Below are 13,751 nucleotides of genomic sequence, written 5' to 3'. Positions count from 1 at the left end.
CTGTTAGCTGTTAATAAAATAAGAAACGTGATTAATACACGTCTTTCTGATAGCGGTTTGCGCTACGCAGGTCTTTTAAATATTGCTCTGCGTCTTCATCATTTTTACCCGTATTTTCTTTAATGATATCAACCAATACTTGATGTACATCTTTTGCCATGCGGTTTGCGTCTCCACATACATAAAAGTGAGCGCCAGCTTCTAACCACTCAAAAATGTCTTTTGAGTTTTTGCGAAGCTTATCTTGTACATAGATTTTTTCGGCTTGGTCACGGCTAAATGCCACATCGACTTTGCTCAATAAGCCCGATTTTAAATACCCCTGAATTTCTACTTGGTATAAAAAGTCTTGAGTAAAGTGTGGGTTACCAAAAAACAACCAGTTTTTACCTTGTGCTTCTCGCGAGTCACGCTCTTGTAAAAATGCACGGAATGGCGCAATACCAGTACCCGGACCCACCATGATAATAGGTGTTTCATCGTTAGCCGGTAAACGGAAGTTGTCATTATGTTCGCTAAATACTTTTACCTTGCAGCCCTCTTCAGCACGACGCGCTAAATAACCAGAACAACCACCTAAGTGCTCGCTGTCAAAAGTATCAAACTCAACAAGTCCAACAGTTAAATGCACTTCGTCTTCAACTTCGCTTTGGCTAGACGCTATAGAATATAAACGAGCCTGAAGCTTACGTAAGCAATCAACTAATGTTTGTGCATCTAGTTTTGCTGGATTTTGACGAATAACATCAAATATTTGGCGTGGCTCAATGTAAGCACGCATTGCAGCTTTATCTTCTACAAGCTTTAAGAGCTCAGGTGTGCCTGTTGCTGTTGCGTATTTTTCAACAAAACCCGGATATGACTGCGTTAGCTCTAGTTTTTCGATAAGCGCATCACGCACGCTCAATTCTTCATTCGCAACTTTAACGCGACTAGAACCATCAATTTGGGTAAGTTCTAGCACTTCATCAACTAACGCCTCATCATTTAAAAAATATACACCCAGTGAGTCACCCGGTGTGTAAGTGATATCAGAGCCTTCGAGCGAAATTTCTACATGGCGTACATCTTTTGTTGAATCACGCCCGGTAATTTTTTGAACTGCTAATAATTCGGCTTCAAATGGATTTTGCTTTGTGTACTGGCTGGCTGCAGGTGTTGGTGCACCAAATGGCATAACCGCGGCTTGTGCACCTGCGTTACCCTGTTGCGCTTTTAAATCTGGTTCAAATGCATCCAGTGCGCCTTGAATCCATGTTGCAGCTTCTTCTTCGTAGTCAACATCTAAATCAGCGCGTTGGTAAACTGACTCAGCGCCTAACTTATTTAAACGCTCTTCAAAATCTTTTGCTGTTTGGCAGAAAAACTCATAGCTAGAATCACCTAGACCAATGACAGCTATTTTAACACCGTCGAGTTTAGGGGCCTTTTTAGTAGCTAAAAATGCGTGCAACGTTTCGCCATCTTCAGGCGGTTCACCTTCACCGTAAGTCGATACAACAACGGTTAAAAACTTTTCTTTTTTCAGGGCCGTTGGTTTGTAATCAGACATACTCACTAATTTGGCTGATAAACCACGCGATTCAGCTTGCTCTTTCATTTGGGTTGCAACACCTTTTGCATTACCCGTTTGTGAGCCATATAAAATAGTTAATACTGCTGCATCGCCCGTTACCGATGTGCCAGCCGTAGGCATACCAAGTGCTGAAGCATTTGCATTAGCTGCTAAGTAACCACTTACCCACGCTTGTTGTATTGGATTAAGCTCAGCCACTAAACCTTGCAGCTTTTGAACTTGCTCTTGCGATAGCGGGCTTGCCGCAGCATTTAGTTGACCTAACAACATGAATCGATTCCCCATAACCCTGAAAATTAAGCACAACACACACCGTGCATTGTTAAAAATGAGTTTTTCCTCAGCCGATATAAGTTTGCTGAGGTTTTCTTACTGTGCAGGATAACGGGCTATCGACTTATCAAAAAAGAATAGAATCTGCTTTGATATTCCATTTAGTTATTAATTTTAAAAAACACCTAAAAAAACAGATTAAAGAGCGATTATTGCTTTTTATTAAATTTTAAATTAACAATTTTGCAACCTAAACAAAGTAATGTATATTATTCACTCATTATAAAAATAGGAACAATCATGTCACACGGGGCATATAAAAATAAACTATTCGGAACAGCCTTATTACTTGGCACACTTCCGGTAATGGCAAATGTAGAAAATGGCAGTTTTGAGCAATGGTCAGGCAATACACCTGACGCGTGGAGCACAATAGATAGCGGTATTAGCCTATCGCGCTCAACAAATATTGTTAAAACAGGTAATAGTGCAGCAGCAGTTAATGTAACCACAGGCTCTCAGGCTAACACCGATTTATTACAACAAATAACGGTAGAAGCAGGAAAAACCTATGCGTTTTCAACTGATGTTTACCACACAGAAGGAAAAGTTAAAGCCCGTTTATTCGTAGATGGTTACCAAGGCTACTCCAATAATACGCAAACTAATCAATGGCAAACAATTAGCCATAGCTATACAGCAAGTAGCAATAAAACCATTAATGTTGGCCTACGCTTTTATGATGTTAGTGGCTTTGATGGCAATGAACTTGTCTATGTAGATAACTTTTTACCTACAAGTAACGACAGTAGCTCTGGGAGTTGCTCGGGCAATAGCCTCTCTTTTAGTTTGACGACAGATAATTATGGTAGCGAAACAAGCTGGGCTATTAATAATAACCAAGGTAATACAGTTGCAAGCGGTAGTGGCTATGCGTCTAATACACAATATAACGAAGCACTGTGTTTAGCTGATGGCGCCTATACCTTTACTATTAACGACAGCTACGGTGATGGTATCTGTTGTAGTTTTGGTAGTGGTAATTATGCACTCACTAGTGGTGGTTCAACCCTGGCAAGTGGCGCAAGCTTCAGCAACGTTGAAAGTACTTCATTTTCGCTTGGCGGTGGCTCTGGTGGTACCCCCACAACACCAACAGGTTATTATGTTACAACACAAGGCCTAACCGGTTACGCATTAAAAACTGAGCTTTATAACATCATTAATAATCATAGTTCGCAGGGGTACTCTGCAATATGGAACTTTTATGATTCATCGGCTCGCGATACATACTTTGAAAACGATAATAGTATTTTAGATATGTACAGTGAAAAGCCAAATGGCAACGATAGCTACACATACACAGCCGTTAGCGATCAATGTGGCAATTACAGTGGCGAAGGTGGTTGTTACAACCGCGAGCATTCGTTCCCTAAAAGTTGGTTTGGCGGTACTAATGAGCCTATGAACTCAGATGTTCATCATATTTATGCAACCGATGGCTATGTAAACTCTAAACGCAGCAACTTTCCGTTTGGTGAAGTGGCAAGCGCCACGTTTACATCAACTAATGGCAGTAAGTTAGGCTCTGCAAGTAGTGCCATTAATTACACGGGCACAGTGTTTGAACCCATTGATGAGTTTAAAGGTGACTTTGCCCGTGCCTATTTTTACATGGCTACACGCTATGAAAATGTGATTGGGACGTGGCAAAATAATACCACTGCAAGTAATGCGGTTCTTAACGGCACCAGTTCGCAGGTATTTGAAAGCTGGGTTGTTGCTATGTTAATCAACTGGCATAACGCAGACCCTGTTAGCCAAATGGAAATAGATCGAAACCAAGCAGCATTTGAATTTCAAGGTAACCGTAATCCGTTTATCGACTACCCTGAATTTGTAGAAATGATTTGGTAGAAAATATAGCCTCAGCCAAGGCTGAGGCTATTTAAAACTCGCCTGACCAAGTGCAATAGACTCATAGCGCTTTCCCGTTAATTTAATCACCCATACGCTGTCTGTAAATGTGCGGCTAAAATATACAGTTTGCCCATTGGGAATATTAGGCATGAAAGACGTAATAGACTGCCAATCGCTATCTACTTTTTCTTTGAGCTTCATGCTCGCATTATAAAAACTTCCTTGTTCATTTGTTTTTACCTCAAGTGCTGTTAGCTGTTCACCGTCGCCTATTTCTATTAATGCGCTTTTATTTAAGTTAGCTAATAACTGAGGTTGGTGAATCGGTTGTAAATTTTTTAATGTTTCATCTATTTTGCTATCTATTGTTATTTTACTCTTTAGCTTGTAAATAGTGGCTTTAATCGCAAATACTGGCTCTGCAATACACGCTGAGGATAAAAACCCAAAAGTAATCCCCATTACCGCTTTATAAAAGTACATTTTCATTCGTTATACTCCTTTATTATTTAGTCTGCCTAGCATAACCAATTTATCACCTATTAAAACTTAACTTATTAATATTCATAATATTCTTTTAATTCATAGTAATGAATATTGCTTATTGGGCTATTTAAACACACCATTTTTAGCGATAATAAATAGATGAGCATTAAACAAGGTAAGGAAGAAACTTGTCGCTAGGAATTGAGCTAAAGCAATTAAGAGCAAATAAAAAATGGACGCAAGCATTTGCTGCACGCGAGATTGGTATTCAACAATCTTACTTATCTAAGCTTGAAAATGGACAATTTATTCCGTCCGCTGAGGTAATTGAAAAGATCGAATTTTGCTATGGCAAAGCGTGTTTAGATAAGTATTTACCATCAAAAACATTACAAAGCACACAGATTAAAAAAAGGCTGTTTGTAAGTTTAATTATGCTCATTACTGGTCTCGTAATGTGGTTATGCGCAACCTATGAAATTTTCTATCCAGAGACTTACTTTACTTATCAGGCCAAATTAGGCGATTTTATAGCGTTCAACGTCAGTCAGCACTACCAAGGCGAGCGATATATTGAAGGTGATGTTATTTACCAAATTTTAGGTGAGAGACAAGTTAGCCGGATTGAAAACCGCTTTTTAATTGTAGGCTCCACGCTTTGTATTTTGCTATCCGTTGTCGTTGCCGCTTTTTCTAAAAAGCATTTATTAATTAAGCCTCTAAATAAAGTTTAAACACACTACTTAATGGGCTTTTTAGCGTTCCACTTATCCATTATTTTATTATATAAAATACGATCGTTATCTTTGCATGGCCTTGGCGATCCCGTTGGTAAGCCTACTTTACCCATAACACCACTAAAATCAATCTTGTAGCACATACCTTTGTACATTTCCACCCGCTGACTACCATCTGCGCTTTGCCACAAAACCGCTGATTTTAAATCACTAGAATGCTCAATTGGAACCGTTATGTGCTGGTGATTTTTGCTCTTTGGCAAAGTTGCTATCTGCGGGAAATCAAAGGATACAATAGCATTACTGGAAATTGAAAACGGAGTTATTGATGCGTACGGATCAATTTTTTTAAATGGCTGCTGAGCTTTTGAATTAACCTTATTTTTTATAGGCTCAATCGCGGCTTTATTTACATTATGCTTTTTTCTATCAGTGCTTATGGCAATGCTTTTACTTGTCTCAGTGGCATTCTCTGGTAAGTTTAATTTTAATTGCTGAGCGTTCTCAAAGTCACGCCCTTTAAGCGGCTTAGGTGTTAACTCACTTGCATCAAGCTCGGTATCATTTTCAGGGAGTGGAGCATTCGGCTGTTTACTTTTTGTATTACTGGGTAATGTTGTAAGGTCCACCATTACATACGCTTTTATCACTTTACCTGCGTATGGCTGTGCTATCTCAATCGTGTGCCTCGAAACCAAATAAATAACAACAATATGCAAACCAATTGATATACCCCACGCTTTATAGTTACCTTTCAACACATCAACTCCCTGTGAACAGCTTACTTTATGAGTATAACTGGGCAGGTTTAGTTCATTTAAAAAGGTGTATTGTCGGTCTAAAAATTATCAATAAGGTGCTTTACTACAGTACTAAATACAAAAAGCCCCAGCTAATGCCGGGGCTTTTTTACAAAACTAACTTAATTAAAAATTAAGCTTGTTTTGGACTAGAAACAACGTCTACTAAAGTCCAAGATTTATTCTTAGAAATTGGTGCACATTCACGGATAGTAACTACGTCACCCGCTTTTGCTGTGTTGTTTTCGTCATGTACGTGTAGCTTAGTTGTACGTTTAATGAATTTCCCATAGATTGGGTGCTTCACGTAACGTGCGATTGCGATAGTGAAAGATTTTTCCATCTTGTCGCTAACTACACGGCCTTGAAGAGTACGAATTTTATCGCTCATTATTGACCTGCCTTCTGGTTAATAATTGTTTTTACACGCGCGATATCGCGACGTACTGTTCTTAGCGTGTGTGTCTGAGCTAACTGACCAGTGCTTGCTTGCATGCGCAGGTTAAACTGCTCACGAAGAAGTCCTAGAAGTTCAGCATTAAGCTCTTCTACGCTTTTGTCTTTTAGTTCGCTTGCTTTCATCACATTACCGTCCGAGTTACGAAAGTTGTTTTGAATGGCAGTTTACGAGCTGCAAGGTCGAATGCTTCACGAGCAAGCTCTTCAGAAACACCTTCCATTTCGTAAAGTACTTTACCAGGCTGAATTTCAGCAACCCAATATTCAACAGAACCTTTACCTTTACCCATACGAACTTCAAGAGGTTTTTCTGTAATCGGTTTGTCAGGGAAGACACGGATCCAGATTTTACCTTGACGTTTCACGTGACGCGTCATAGCACGACGAGCTGCTTCGATTTGACGAGCAGTCATGCGGCCACGGCCAGTAGCTTTCAATCCGAAAGTACCGAAGCTTACTTTGTTACCGTTTTGCGCTAAACCGCGGTTGCGGCCTTTGTGCATTTTACGGAATTTTGTACGTTTTGGCTGTAACATTACTCGCTACCTCTACTTAGCACTTTTCTTGGCTTTCTTTGGTGCGCGTTTAGCTGGCTTCTCTTGCTCTTGTACTAGTGGTAAACCACCAATAACTTCGCCTTTGAAGATCCAAACTTTAACACCAATGATACCATAAGTGGTTAAGGCTTCAGAAGTTGCGTAGTCGATATCAGCACGAAGAGTATGTAGAGGTACACGACCTTCACGATACCATTCTGAACGTGCGATTTCTGCGCCGCCAAGACGACCGCTAACTTCAACTTTAATCCCTTTTGAACCGATGCGCATTGCATTTTGTACCGAACGCTTCATAGCGCGACGGAACATAACACGACGCTCTAGTTGAGAGGCAATGCCGTCTGCTACTAGTTGTGCATCAAGTTCTGGCTTACGTACTTCAGAGATATTAATCTGAGCAGGTACACCAGCGATTTTAGTTACTGCTTGACGTAATTTTTCTACGTCTTCGCCTTTTTTACCGATAACAACACCCGGACGAGCCGTGTGGATTGTTACGCGGATTGATTTTGCTGGACGCTCAATAACGATTTTAGACACAGAAGCTGTTTTTAATTCCTTTGTAAGGAATGCACGAACTTTGTGATCGCCAAAAAGCTGATCAGAGAAATCTTTAGAACTCGCGTACCAGGTAGAAACCCAAGGTTTAGATATACCTAGGCGAATACCAGTAGGATGAACTTTTTGTCCCATTACTTATACTCCTAGCTATCTGAAACCATAACAGTGATATGGCTTGTACGCTTAAGGATGCGGTCTGCGCGTCCTTTAGCACGAGGCATAATACGTTTCATTGTAGGACCATCGTCCACAAAGATCGTAGTTACACGAAGCTCATCAATGTCAGCACCTTCGTTATGCTCTGCGTTAGCAATAGCAGACTCAAGTACTTTCTTAACTAATACAGCCGCTTTTTTCGGGCTGTACGCCAGGATTTCTAGTGCGCGATCGACAGGTAACCCGCGGATCTGATCTGCAACTAGACGTGCTTTTTGCGCCGAACCAGAGGCGAATTTATGTTTAGCTAATGCTTGCATTTATCTTCCCCTCTTAACGTTTCTTCGCTTTCTTATCCGCAGCATGGCCACGGTAAGTGCGAGTTGGTGCAAATTCACCTAGTTTGTGACCGATCATTTCGTCAGAAACGAAAACTGGTACGTGCTGGCGACCATTATGGACAGCAATGGTCAATCCGATCATGTTAGGTATGATCATTGAACGACGGCTCCAAGTTTTAATTGGCTTTTTCTCACCGCTTTCCAAAGCTTTCTCTACCTTCTTCAGCAAGTGTAGGTCTATAAAAGGACCCTTCTTGAGAGAGCGTGGCATGGCTATTCCTCAATATTACTTAGTACGACGACGTACTATAAATTTATCCGTACGCTTGTTCTTACGCGTCTTCGCACCCTTAGTCGGCTTACCCCATGGAGACACAGGATGACGACCACCAGAAGTACGACCTTCACCACCACCGTGTGGGTGATCAACCGGGTTCATGGCAACACCACGAACTGTCGGACGAATACCACGCCAGCGGTTTGCACCTGCTTTACCAAGTGAACGAAGCATATGCTCAGCATTGCCAACTTCACCAAGTGTAGCACGACAATCAGCTTCAACTTTACGTACTTCGCCTGAACGAAGACGTAATGTTACATACTGACCATCACGTGCAAGAATTTGAACGTAAGCACCAGCAGAACGTGCGATTTGTGCACCTTTACCTGGTTTTAATTCTACGTTGTGAACAGTCGAACCTACAGGCATATTACGCATTGGTAGTGCATTACCAGCTTTGATTGGTGCATCAACACCAGACTGGATTGCATCACCAGCTTTTAAGCCTTTAGGTGCGATAATGTAACGACGCTCACCGTCTGCATATAATACAAGAGCGATGTTTGCGCTACGATTTGGATCGTATTCTAAACGTTCAACAGTAGCTGGAATGCCATCTTTAGTACGCTTAAAATCGATTAAACGGTAATGATGTTTATGACCACCACCGATATGACGAACCGTAATACGACCATTGTTATTACGACCACCTGATTTAGAGTTTTTCTCTAAAAGTGGTGCGTATGGCTTACCCTTATGTAAATCAGAGTTAACCACTTTAACTAGGTGACGACGACCCGCAGAAGTAGGCTTACACTTTTGAAGTGCCATAATTCTATCCCCTTATTACTCGGCGCCGCCGACAAAGTCTAGCTCGCTGCCTTCTTTAAGAGTAACGTAAGCTTTCTTCCAGTCGCTACGACGACCGAAACGCATGCCAGTACGTTTTGTTTTACCCTTAACGTTAAGTGTGCGAACACCCGTTACTTCTACTTCAAAAAGCTTCTCAACTGCCGCTTTAATTTCAGCTTTAGTTGCGTCATTTACTACTTTGAAAACAATCGTGTTGTTTTCTTCAGCAGCAATTGTGCTTTTTTCAGAGATGTGTGGAGCAAGGATCACTTTTAAAAGACGTTCTTCACGGATCATGCTAGCGCCTCCTCAAGTTGCTTAACAGCAGCGGCTGTAATAAGTACCTTGTCGAAAGCAATTAAGCTTACAGGATCGATACCAGCTACATCACGCGTGTCAACCTTATAAAGGTTACGTGCTGATAAGAAAAGATTTTCATCTACTTCTTCAGTCACGATAAGTACATCTTTAAGCTCAAGCTCTTTTAGCTTAGCTACTAGATCTTTAGTTTTTGGTGCTTCAAGACCAAAACTTTCAACAACGATTAAACGCTCTTGACGAACTAGTTCAGATAGGATGCTTTTGATCGCACCACGGTACATTTTACGGTTTACTTTTTGGCTGTGGTCTTGTGGTTTAGCTGCGAAGCTAACGCCACCTGAACGCCAAATTGGACTACGGATTGTACCAGCACGTGCACGGCCAGTACCTTTTTGAGCCCATGGTTTTTTACCACCACCGCTTACTTCAGAACGTGTCTTCTGAGCACGAGTACCTTGACGAGCACCTGCTGCGTAAGCAACAACTACTTGGTGTACTAATGCTTCGTTAAACTCACGTCCAAAAGTAGCTTCAGAAACTTCAAGAGCGCCAGAAGCGTCTTTGATTGCTAATTCCATCACTAAATCTCCAGGACTTATGCTTTAACAGCTGGTTTAACGATAACGTCACCGCCGATAGATCCAGGTACTGCACCTTTCACTAAAAGCAAGTTACGCTCAGCGTCAACGCGAACTAGTTCTAAGTTTTGAGTCGTTACACGCTCAGCACCCATATGACCGGCCATTTTCTTACCTTTAAACACCTTACCAGGTGATTGGTTTTGACCGATTGAACCAGGAGCACGGTGAGATAGAGAGTTACCATGTGTAGCGTCTTGCATGCTGAAATTCCAGCGCTTAACACCACCTTGGAAACCTTTACCTTTAGAAGTACCGGTTACGTCAACCTTGTTGATTTCGTTGAATAACTCAACAGTAAGCTCTGCGCCTACTTCAAAATCGCCTTCACCACCGTTAAGGCGGAATTCCCACAGACCGCGACCCGCTTCAACGCCAGCTTTAGCGAAGTGACCCGCTGAAGCTTTGTTTACACGACTTGCTTTTTTAGTGCCTGCGGTTACTTGAAGCGCGTTATAACCGTCTGTTGCGTCAGATTTGATCTGAGCAATGCGGTTAGGTGTCGCTTCAATAACTGTCACAGGGATAGATACACCATCTTCAGTGAAGATTCGTGTCATACCCACTTTACGACCGACTAGACCTAATGCCATTTTCCTAAAACCTCTCTAATCTTCCGATTAACCCAGGCTGATTTGAACATCAACACCAGCAGCAAGATCTAAACGCATAAGCGCGTCAACAGTCTTGTCAGTTGGTTCTACGATGTCTATCAGACGTTTATGGGTGCGGATTTCGTACTGATCACGCGCATCTTTGTTTACGTGCGGTGAAGTAAGTACAGTAAAACGTTCAAAGCGTGTAGGTAGTGGGATTGGACCACGTACTTGTGCGCCAGTGCGTTTCGCAGTTTCCACGATTTCTGCCGTTGATTGGTCAATCAAACGGTGGTCAAAAGCTTTTAGGCGAATACGAATGCGTTGATTTGACATTCTTAACCTCAATATAAAGAGCATTTAAAAGAGCATAAAAAAACGACCGAAACAATCTTAATTATTAAGATGTCGGCTGTTTGATTATATCTACGTTGAGTTCCAAATCGGAACTCCTGTTTATTAGCTTGAAATCCAAGCTTAATTTATCCTTCCAAGTTCCCGGGGGAATTTTGAAAGCCTGCGTATTATAGAGGTATTGGTGATAAATGCAACAACTAATTCAAAACAAAGTATCAATGATTAATTCGTCTAAATAAGTGCCGGCTTATATTATGTGACTATACTGAACTAAATTTTTCAATGCGGGTCAATAGCTGCATTAACTAATCTCATTTCGTAAAGAAGCGATTTTTTAGATAATATGGTATCCTATCACGCTAATTTTGCTTTTTAACACCCTCAATATGGTGAGTCGATGCGTATTTTTAATTATTGTTTAAACGTTTTATCTGCTGGATTTAGTCGCTTATTTGTTAAAAGCAAAGTCCTTCCAGAAAACCCTATTAAACAGTACGATTTAAATCCTGATTACCCTACATTTTATATAGTGCGTTTAAATTCTCGTTTTGATCTTGCGGCGCTGGCTCATGCTTGTAAAAAACACGGCTTACCTAGTCCTACTGAAGAGCAAATATTAGGTGATGAACATTTAGAGCGATTTATTGGTATTAAAAATCCACCACCTTTATTTGGCGATACAGCAAAACCAACCAATGCACTGGCACAAGGCAAACAAATAATTGATCACCTTATAAATAGTGGCCAAAAAAATGTACAAGTGATACCTGCAACTATTTTATGGGGACGCGATCCAGGTAAAGAAAAACCAGGATTACGTACTTTAATAACGCATTCGGTTACACCAAGCTGGTTTAGAAAGTTTTTTGTTGTGTTGTTTTCTGGTCGCGACAACTTTATTCGCTTTAGCCAACCACTCGACTTATCACTTATTGTAAATGAAAAAGCTGATGTAAATGAGCTACCACAAAAATTACTACGTGTTGCCCGGGTTCACTTTAAGCGTCAAAAACTGGCAGCCACTGGCCCTAAAATGCCATCGCGCGAGCAATTGTTTAACTCTCTTCTTGCTTCACCAACAATAAAAAAAGCCATTCAGGATGAAGCAAAAGCTAAAAATATTAGCCAAACCGAGGCGCGTCAAAATGCGCTTAAGCTACTTGATGAAATAGCCGCAAACTATTCTGAAGCAATGATACGCGTTGCTGATCGCTTTTTAACATGGCTTTGGAATAAGCTATACAACGGCATACACATAAAACACACAGAGCAATTGCATGAACTAACTAATAAAGGCCATGAAATTATTTACATGCCTTGTCATCGTAGCCATATGGACTACTTGCTTCTTACTTACTCTATTTACCATTTAGGTTTGGTGCCACCGCATATAGCCGCAGGTGTTAACCTTAACTTTTTTCCTGCCGGTGGCATATTTCGCCGCTCGGGTGCGTTTTTTATTCGCCGCTCGTTTGCAGGCAATAAACTGTACTCAGCTATTTTTAAAGAATATTTGAGTCAGTTATTTATTAAAGGTTACTCAGTTAAGTTTTACACAGAAGGCGGGCGTAGCCGTACAGGGCGTTTGTTACCGCCCAAAACAGGTATGCTTGCAATGACCTTTCAAGCCATGCTACGCGGTATCGATCGACCAGTATCAATAGTCCCTGTGTATATTGGCTACGAACATGTCATGGAAATAAATACGTACCTTAAAGAGCTTGCTGGAAAAGATAAGAAAGGCGAATCGGTATTTGGTATTTTTAAAGCGATAAAAAACCTTAAAAACTACGGACGTGGTTACCTAAATTTTGGCGATCCTATTTCGGTTAACCAATATTTAAATGATAACCAACCCGACTGGCGCGACGCGGTTCACCCAACTGACGTACAAAAACCTCAGTGGTTAGGCCCACAAGTTGCAGCCTTAGCAGACCAAGTTATGGTTAAAATTAATAATGCAGCTGCATTAAATGCTGTTAACTTATTAGCAATGGTATTGCTAGTAAACGACAAGCACGCTTTAAGTAAACCAAAGCTATTAGCTCAGCTCGATTTTTACTTACGCCTGCAGCGTGATGCAAGTTATAGCGATAAAGTAACGGCGCCTGACGAAACGCCTGAGCAACTTCTTACACATGCCTTAAAACTTAACAAATTTGATGTGATAAGTGATGAGTTTGGCGAAATTATTGCCATTAGCGATAAAGAAAAAACACTCTTTAATTATTACCGTAACAATATTTTGCATCTATTCGCGGTACCTAGCTTGTTGGCATTGCACTTATTTAAGCAGCACACAACAACAATTAAGCAGTGTGAACAATTAGTACATTCTTTTTATCCGCTATTTGCCAAAGAGTGGTATTTACAACCCCTTGATGAAAACTACATTACGCGTATCTTGGCCAATTTTGCTGATCAAAACTTAATTGAATTTGATGGCGACAATATACACATTACTAATACCAACGACTGCTTAGCAAAATTAGAAATGCTAGGGCGAGCATTGAGCTTTACTCTGCAACGCTATGCCATTGTGATTGGTTTTATACAAACGAGTAATGGCATTGAAAAGGCTGAGCTTGAGCGAGAAAGCCAAGTATTAGCAGATCGCTTAGGCACATTACACGGCATTAAAACACCAGAGTTTTTTGATAAAAAAGTACTGGTTGGTTTTATCGATAACTTACGTGGTGAAGGGCTTGTGACAGAAGGCGATAATGGCTTGGTGGGCAGTACGCAATTGTGCGAAACCTATTCACAACTTAAAACATTGCTACCTGCCCGTATATGGCAATCGATTAGCGACATTGTTCAAGATCAGTGTAACTAGCCGCT

Annotated in this window: 17 protein-coding genes; 3 read left to right on the top strand and 14 right to left on the bottom strand. The window is 40.9% G+C overall.

Features of this window, described 5'->3' with window-relative positions:
- Positions 1–31 precede the first annotated feature (31 nt).
- Positions 32–1,846, bottom strand: a complete 1,815-nt coding sequence (locus R0J88_RS10980) for an assimilatory sulfite reductase (NADPH) flavoprotein subunit (RefSeq protein ID WP_410899910.1) — start codon at positions 1,844–1,846, stop codon at positions 32–34.
- Positions 1,847–2,149: 303 nt separating this feature from the next.
- On the opposite strand from R0J88_RS10980, the gene R0J88_RS10975 reads away from it, so the two are divergent.
- Positions 2,150–3,766 carry an endonuclease gene (locus R0J88_RS10975; protein ID WP_410899909.1) on the top strand — a complete coding sequence of 539 codons (1,617 nt, stop codon included), beginning with the start codon at positions 2,150–2,152 and terminating at the stop codon, positions 3,764–3,766.
- 27 nt (positions 3,767–3,793) lie between these two features.
- Here R0J88_RS10975 and R0J88_RS10970 read toward each other — a convergent pair whose 3' ends face one another.
- Positions 3,794–4,258 carry a hypothetical protein gene (locus tag R0J88_RS10970; protein WP_410899908.1) on the bottom strand — a complete coding sequence of 155 codons (465 nt, stop codon included), beginning with the start codon at positions 4,256–4,258 and terminating at the stop codon, positions 3,794–3,796.
- 185 nt (positions 4,259–4,443) lie between these two features.
- Here R0J88_RS10970 and R0J88_RS10965 point away from each other — a divergent pair, with 185 nt between their 5' ends.
- A complete protein-coding gene (locus tag R0J88_RS10965; protein WP_410899907.1) occupies positions 4,444–4,989 on the top strand; it encodes a helix-turn-helix domain-containing protein in 546 nt (181 codons plus the stop codon).
- A gap of 5 nt (positions 4,990–4,994) precedes the next feature.
- On the opposite strand, the gene R0J88_RS10960 is transcribed toward R0J88_RS10965, so the two are convergent.
- The 12 genes from R0J88_RS10960 to rpsJ form a co-directional block, all read right to left on the bottom strand.
- The gene (locus R0J88_RS10960; protein ID WP_410899906.1) at positions 4,995–5,753 is read right to left on the bottom strand and encodes a cell envelope integrity protein TolA; all 759 of its coding nucleotides are present in this window, start codon (positions 5,751–5,753) and stop codon (positions 4,995–4,997) included.
- Positions 5,754–5,925: 172 nt separating this feature from the next.
- The gene (rpsQ, locus tag R0J88_RS10955) at positions 5,926–6,183 is read right to left on the bottom strand and encodes a 30S ribosomal protein S17 (RefSeq protein ID WP_006791355.1); all 258 of its coding nucleotides are present in this window, start codon (positions 6,181–6,183) and stop codon (positions 5,926–5,928) included.
- A complete protein-coding gene (gene rpmC / locus R0J88_RS10950; protein ID WP_004588692.1) occupies positions 6,183–6,374 on the bottom strand; it encodes a 50S ribosomal protein L29 in 192 nt (63 codons plus the stop codon). The genes rpsQ and rpmC overlap by 1 nt, the downstream gene beginning before the upstream one ends.
- The gene (rplP, locus tag R0J88_RS10945) at positions 6,374–6,787 is read right to left on the bottom strand and encodes a 50S ribosomal protein L16 (protein ID WP_002957890.1); all 414 of its coding nucleotides are present in this window, start codon (positions 6,785–6,787) and stop codon (positions 6,374–6,376) included. Before rplP ends, rpmC begins: the two co-directional genes overlap by 1 nt.
- A 12-nt stretch (positions 6,788–6,799) precedes the next feature.
- Positions 6,800–7,501, bottom strand: a complete 702-nt coding sequence (gene rpsC, locus R0J88_RS10940; protein WP_006791356.1) for a 30S ribosomal protein S3 — start codon at positions 7,499–7,501, stop codon at positions 6,800–6,802.
- Between the two features lie 11 nt (positions 7,502–7,512).
- Positions 7,513–7,845, bottom strand: coding sequence for a 50S ribosomal protein L22 (rplV, locus tag R0J88_RS10935; protein WP_006791357.1), 333 nt, complete (start codon positions 7,843–7,845; stop codon positions 7,513–7,515).
- A gap of 13 nt (positions 7,846–7,858) precedes the next feature.
- Entirely contained in the window at positions 7,859–8,137 is a 279-nt protein-coding gene (rpsS, locus tag R0J88_RS10930; RefSeq protein ID WP_004588689.1) for a 30S ribosomal protein S19, read from the bottom strand.
- A gap of 15 nt (positions 8,138–8,152) precedes the next feature.
- On the bottom strand, positions 8,153–8,977 hold the full coding sequence (rplB, locus tag R0J88_RS10925; protein WP_006791358.1) for a 50S ribosomal protein L2: 825 nt from the start codon (positions 8,975–8,977) through the stop codon (positions 8,153–8,155).
- A gap of 15 nt (positions 8,978–8,992) precedes the next feature.
- The gene (rplW, locus tag R0J88_RS10920; protein WP_006791359.1) at positions 8,993–9,295 is read right to left on the bottom strand and encodes a 50S ribosomal protein L23; all 303 of its coding nucleotides are present in this window, start codon (positions 9,293–9,295) and stop codon (positions 8,993–8,995) included.
- Positions 9,292–9,897 carry a 50S ribosomal protein L4 gene (rplD, locus tag R0J88_RS10915; RefSeq protein WP_006791360.1) on the bottom strand — a complete coding sequence of 202 codons (606 nt, stop codon included), beginning with the start codon at positions 9,895–9,897 and terminating at the stop codon, positions 9,292–9,294. The genes rplW and rplD overlap by 4 nt, the downstream gene beginning before the upstream one ends.
- A 17-nt stretch (positions 9,898–9,914) precedes the next feature.
- Complete coding sequence (gene rplC / locus R0J88_RS10910; RefSeq protein ID WP_006791361.1) at positions 9,915–10,550, bottom strand: 50S ribosomal protein L3; 636 nt, start codon at positions 10,548–10,550, stop codon at positions 9,915–9,917.
- Between the two features lie 27 nt (positions 10,551–10,577).
- Positions 10,578–10,889, bottom strand: a complete 312-nt coding sequence (gene rpsJ, locus R0J88_RS10905; RefSeq protein ID WP_002957900.1) for a 30S ribosomal protein S10 — start codon at positions 10,887–10,889, stop codon at positions 10,578–10,580.
- A 418-nt stretch (positions 10,890–11,307) separates the two neighbouring features.
- Here rpsJ and plsB point away from each other — a divergent pair, with 418 nt between their 5' ends.
- Positions 11,308–13,746 carry a glycerol-3-phosphate 1-O-acyltransferase PlsB gene (gene plsB / locus R0J88_RS10900; protein WP_305472453.1) on the top strand — a complete coding sequence of 813 codons (2,439 nt, stop codon included), beginning with the start codon at positions 11,308–11,310 and terminating at the stop codon, positions 13,744–13,746.
- Positions 13,747–13,751: the final 5 nt, after the last annotated feature.

The organism is Pseudoalteromonas sp. SIMBA_162 (assembly GCF_046535955.1).
Taxonomy (GTDB): Bacteria; Pseudomonadota; Gammaproteobacteria; order Enterobacterales; family Alteromonadaceae; genus Pseudoalteromonas; species Pseudoalteromonas marina.
The sequence above is the reverse complement of the archived record's forward strand: the minus strand, read 5'-3'. Positions and strand labels throughout refer to the sequence as shown.

Coding starts and splice junctions, on each gene's coding strand:
- R0J88_RS10980 (WP_410899910.1), bottom strand. CDS start 1,846: ATGTTGTTAGGTCAACTAAATGCTGCGGCAAGCCCGCTATCGCAAGAG.
- R0J88_RS10975 (WP_410899909.1), top strand. CDS start 2,150: ATGTCACACGGGGCATATAAAAATAAACTATTCGGAACAGCCTTATTA.
- rplP (WP_002957890.1), bottom strand. CDS start 6,787: ATGTTACAGCCAAAACGTACAAAATTCCGTAAAATGCACAAAGGCCGC.
- rplC (WP_006791361.1), bottom strand. CDS start 10,550: ATGGCATTAGGTCTAGTCGGTCGTAAAGTGGGTATGACACGAATCTTC.
- R0J88_RS10970 (WP_410899908.1), bottom strand. CDS start 4,258: ATGAAAATGTACTTTTATAAAGCGGTAATGGGGATTACTTTTGGGTTT.
- rplB (WP_006791358.1), bottom strand. CDS start 8,977: ATGGCACTTCAAAAGTGTAAGCCTACTTCTGCGGGTCGTCGTCACCTA.
- rpsS (WP_004588689.1), bottom strand. CDS start 8,137: ATGCCACGCTCTCTCAAGAAGGGTCCTTTTATAGACCTACACTTGCTG.
- rpsQ (WP_006791355.1), bottom strand. CDS start 6,183: ATGAGCGATAAAATTCGTACTCTTCAAGGCCGTGTAGTTAGCGACAAG.
- rpsJ (WP_002957900.1), bottom strand. CDS start 10,889: ATGTCAAATCAACGCATTCGTATTCGCCTAAAAGCTTTTGACCACCGT.
- rplV (WP_006791357.1), bottom strand. CDS start 7,845: ATGCAAGCATTAGCTAAACATAAATTCGCCTCTGGTTCGGCGCAAAAA.
- rplW (WP_006791359.1), bottom strand. CDS start 9,295: ATGATCCGTGAAGAACGTCTTTTAAAAGTGATCCTTGCTCCACACATC.
- rplD (WP_006791360.1), bottom strand. CDS start 9,897: ATGGAATTAGCAATCAAAGACGCTTCTGGCGCTCTTGAAGTTTCTGAA.
- rpmC (WP_004588692.1), bottom strand. CDS start 6,374: ATGAAAGCAAGCGAACTAAAAGACAAAAGCGTAGAAGAGCTTAATGCT.
- rpsC (WP_006791356.1), bottom strand. CDS start 7,501: ATGGGACAAAAAGTTCATCCTACTGGTATTCGCCTAGGTATATCTAAA.
- plsB (WP_305472453.1), top strand. CDS start 11,308: ATGCGTATTTTTAATTATTGTTTAAACGTTTTATCTGCTGGATTTAGT.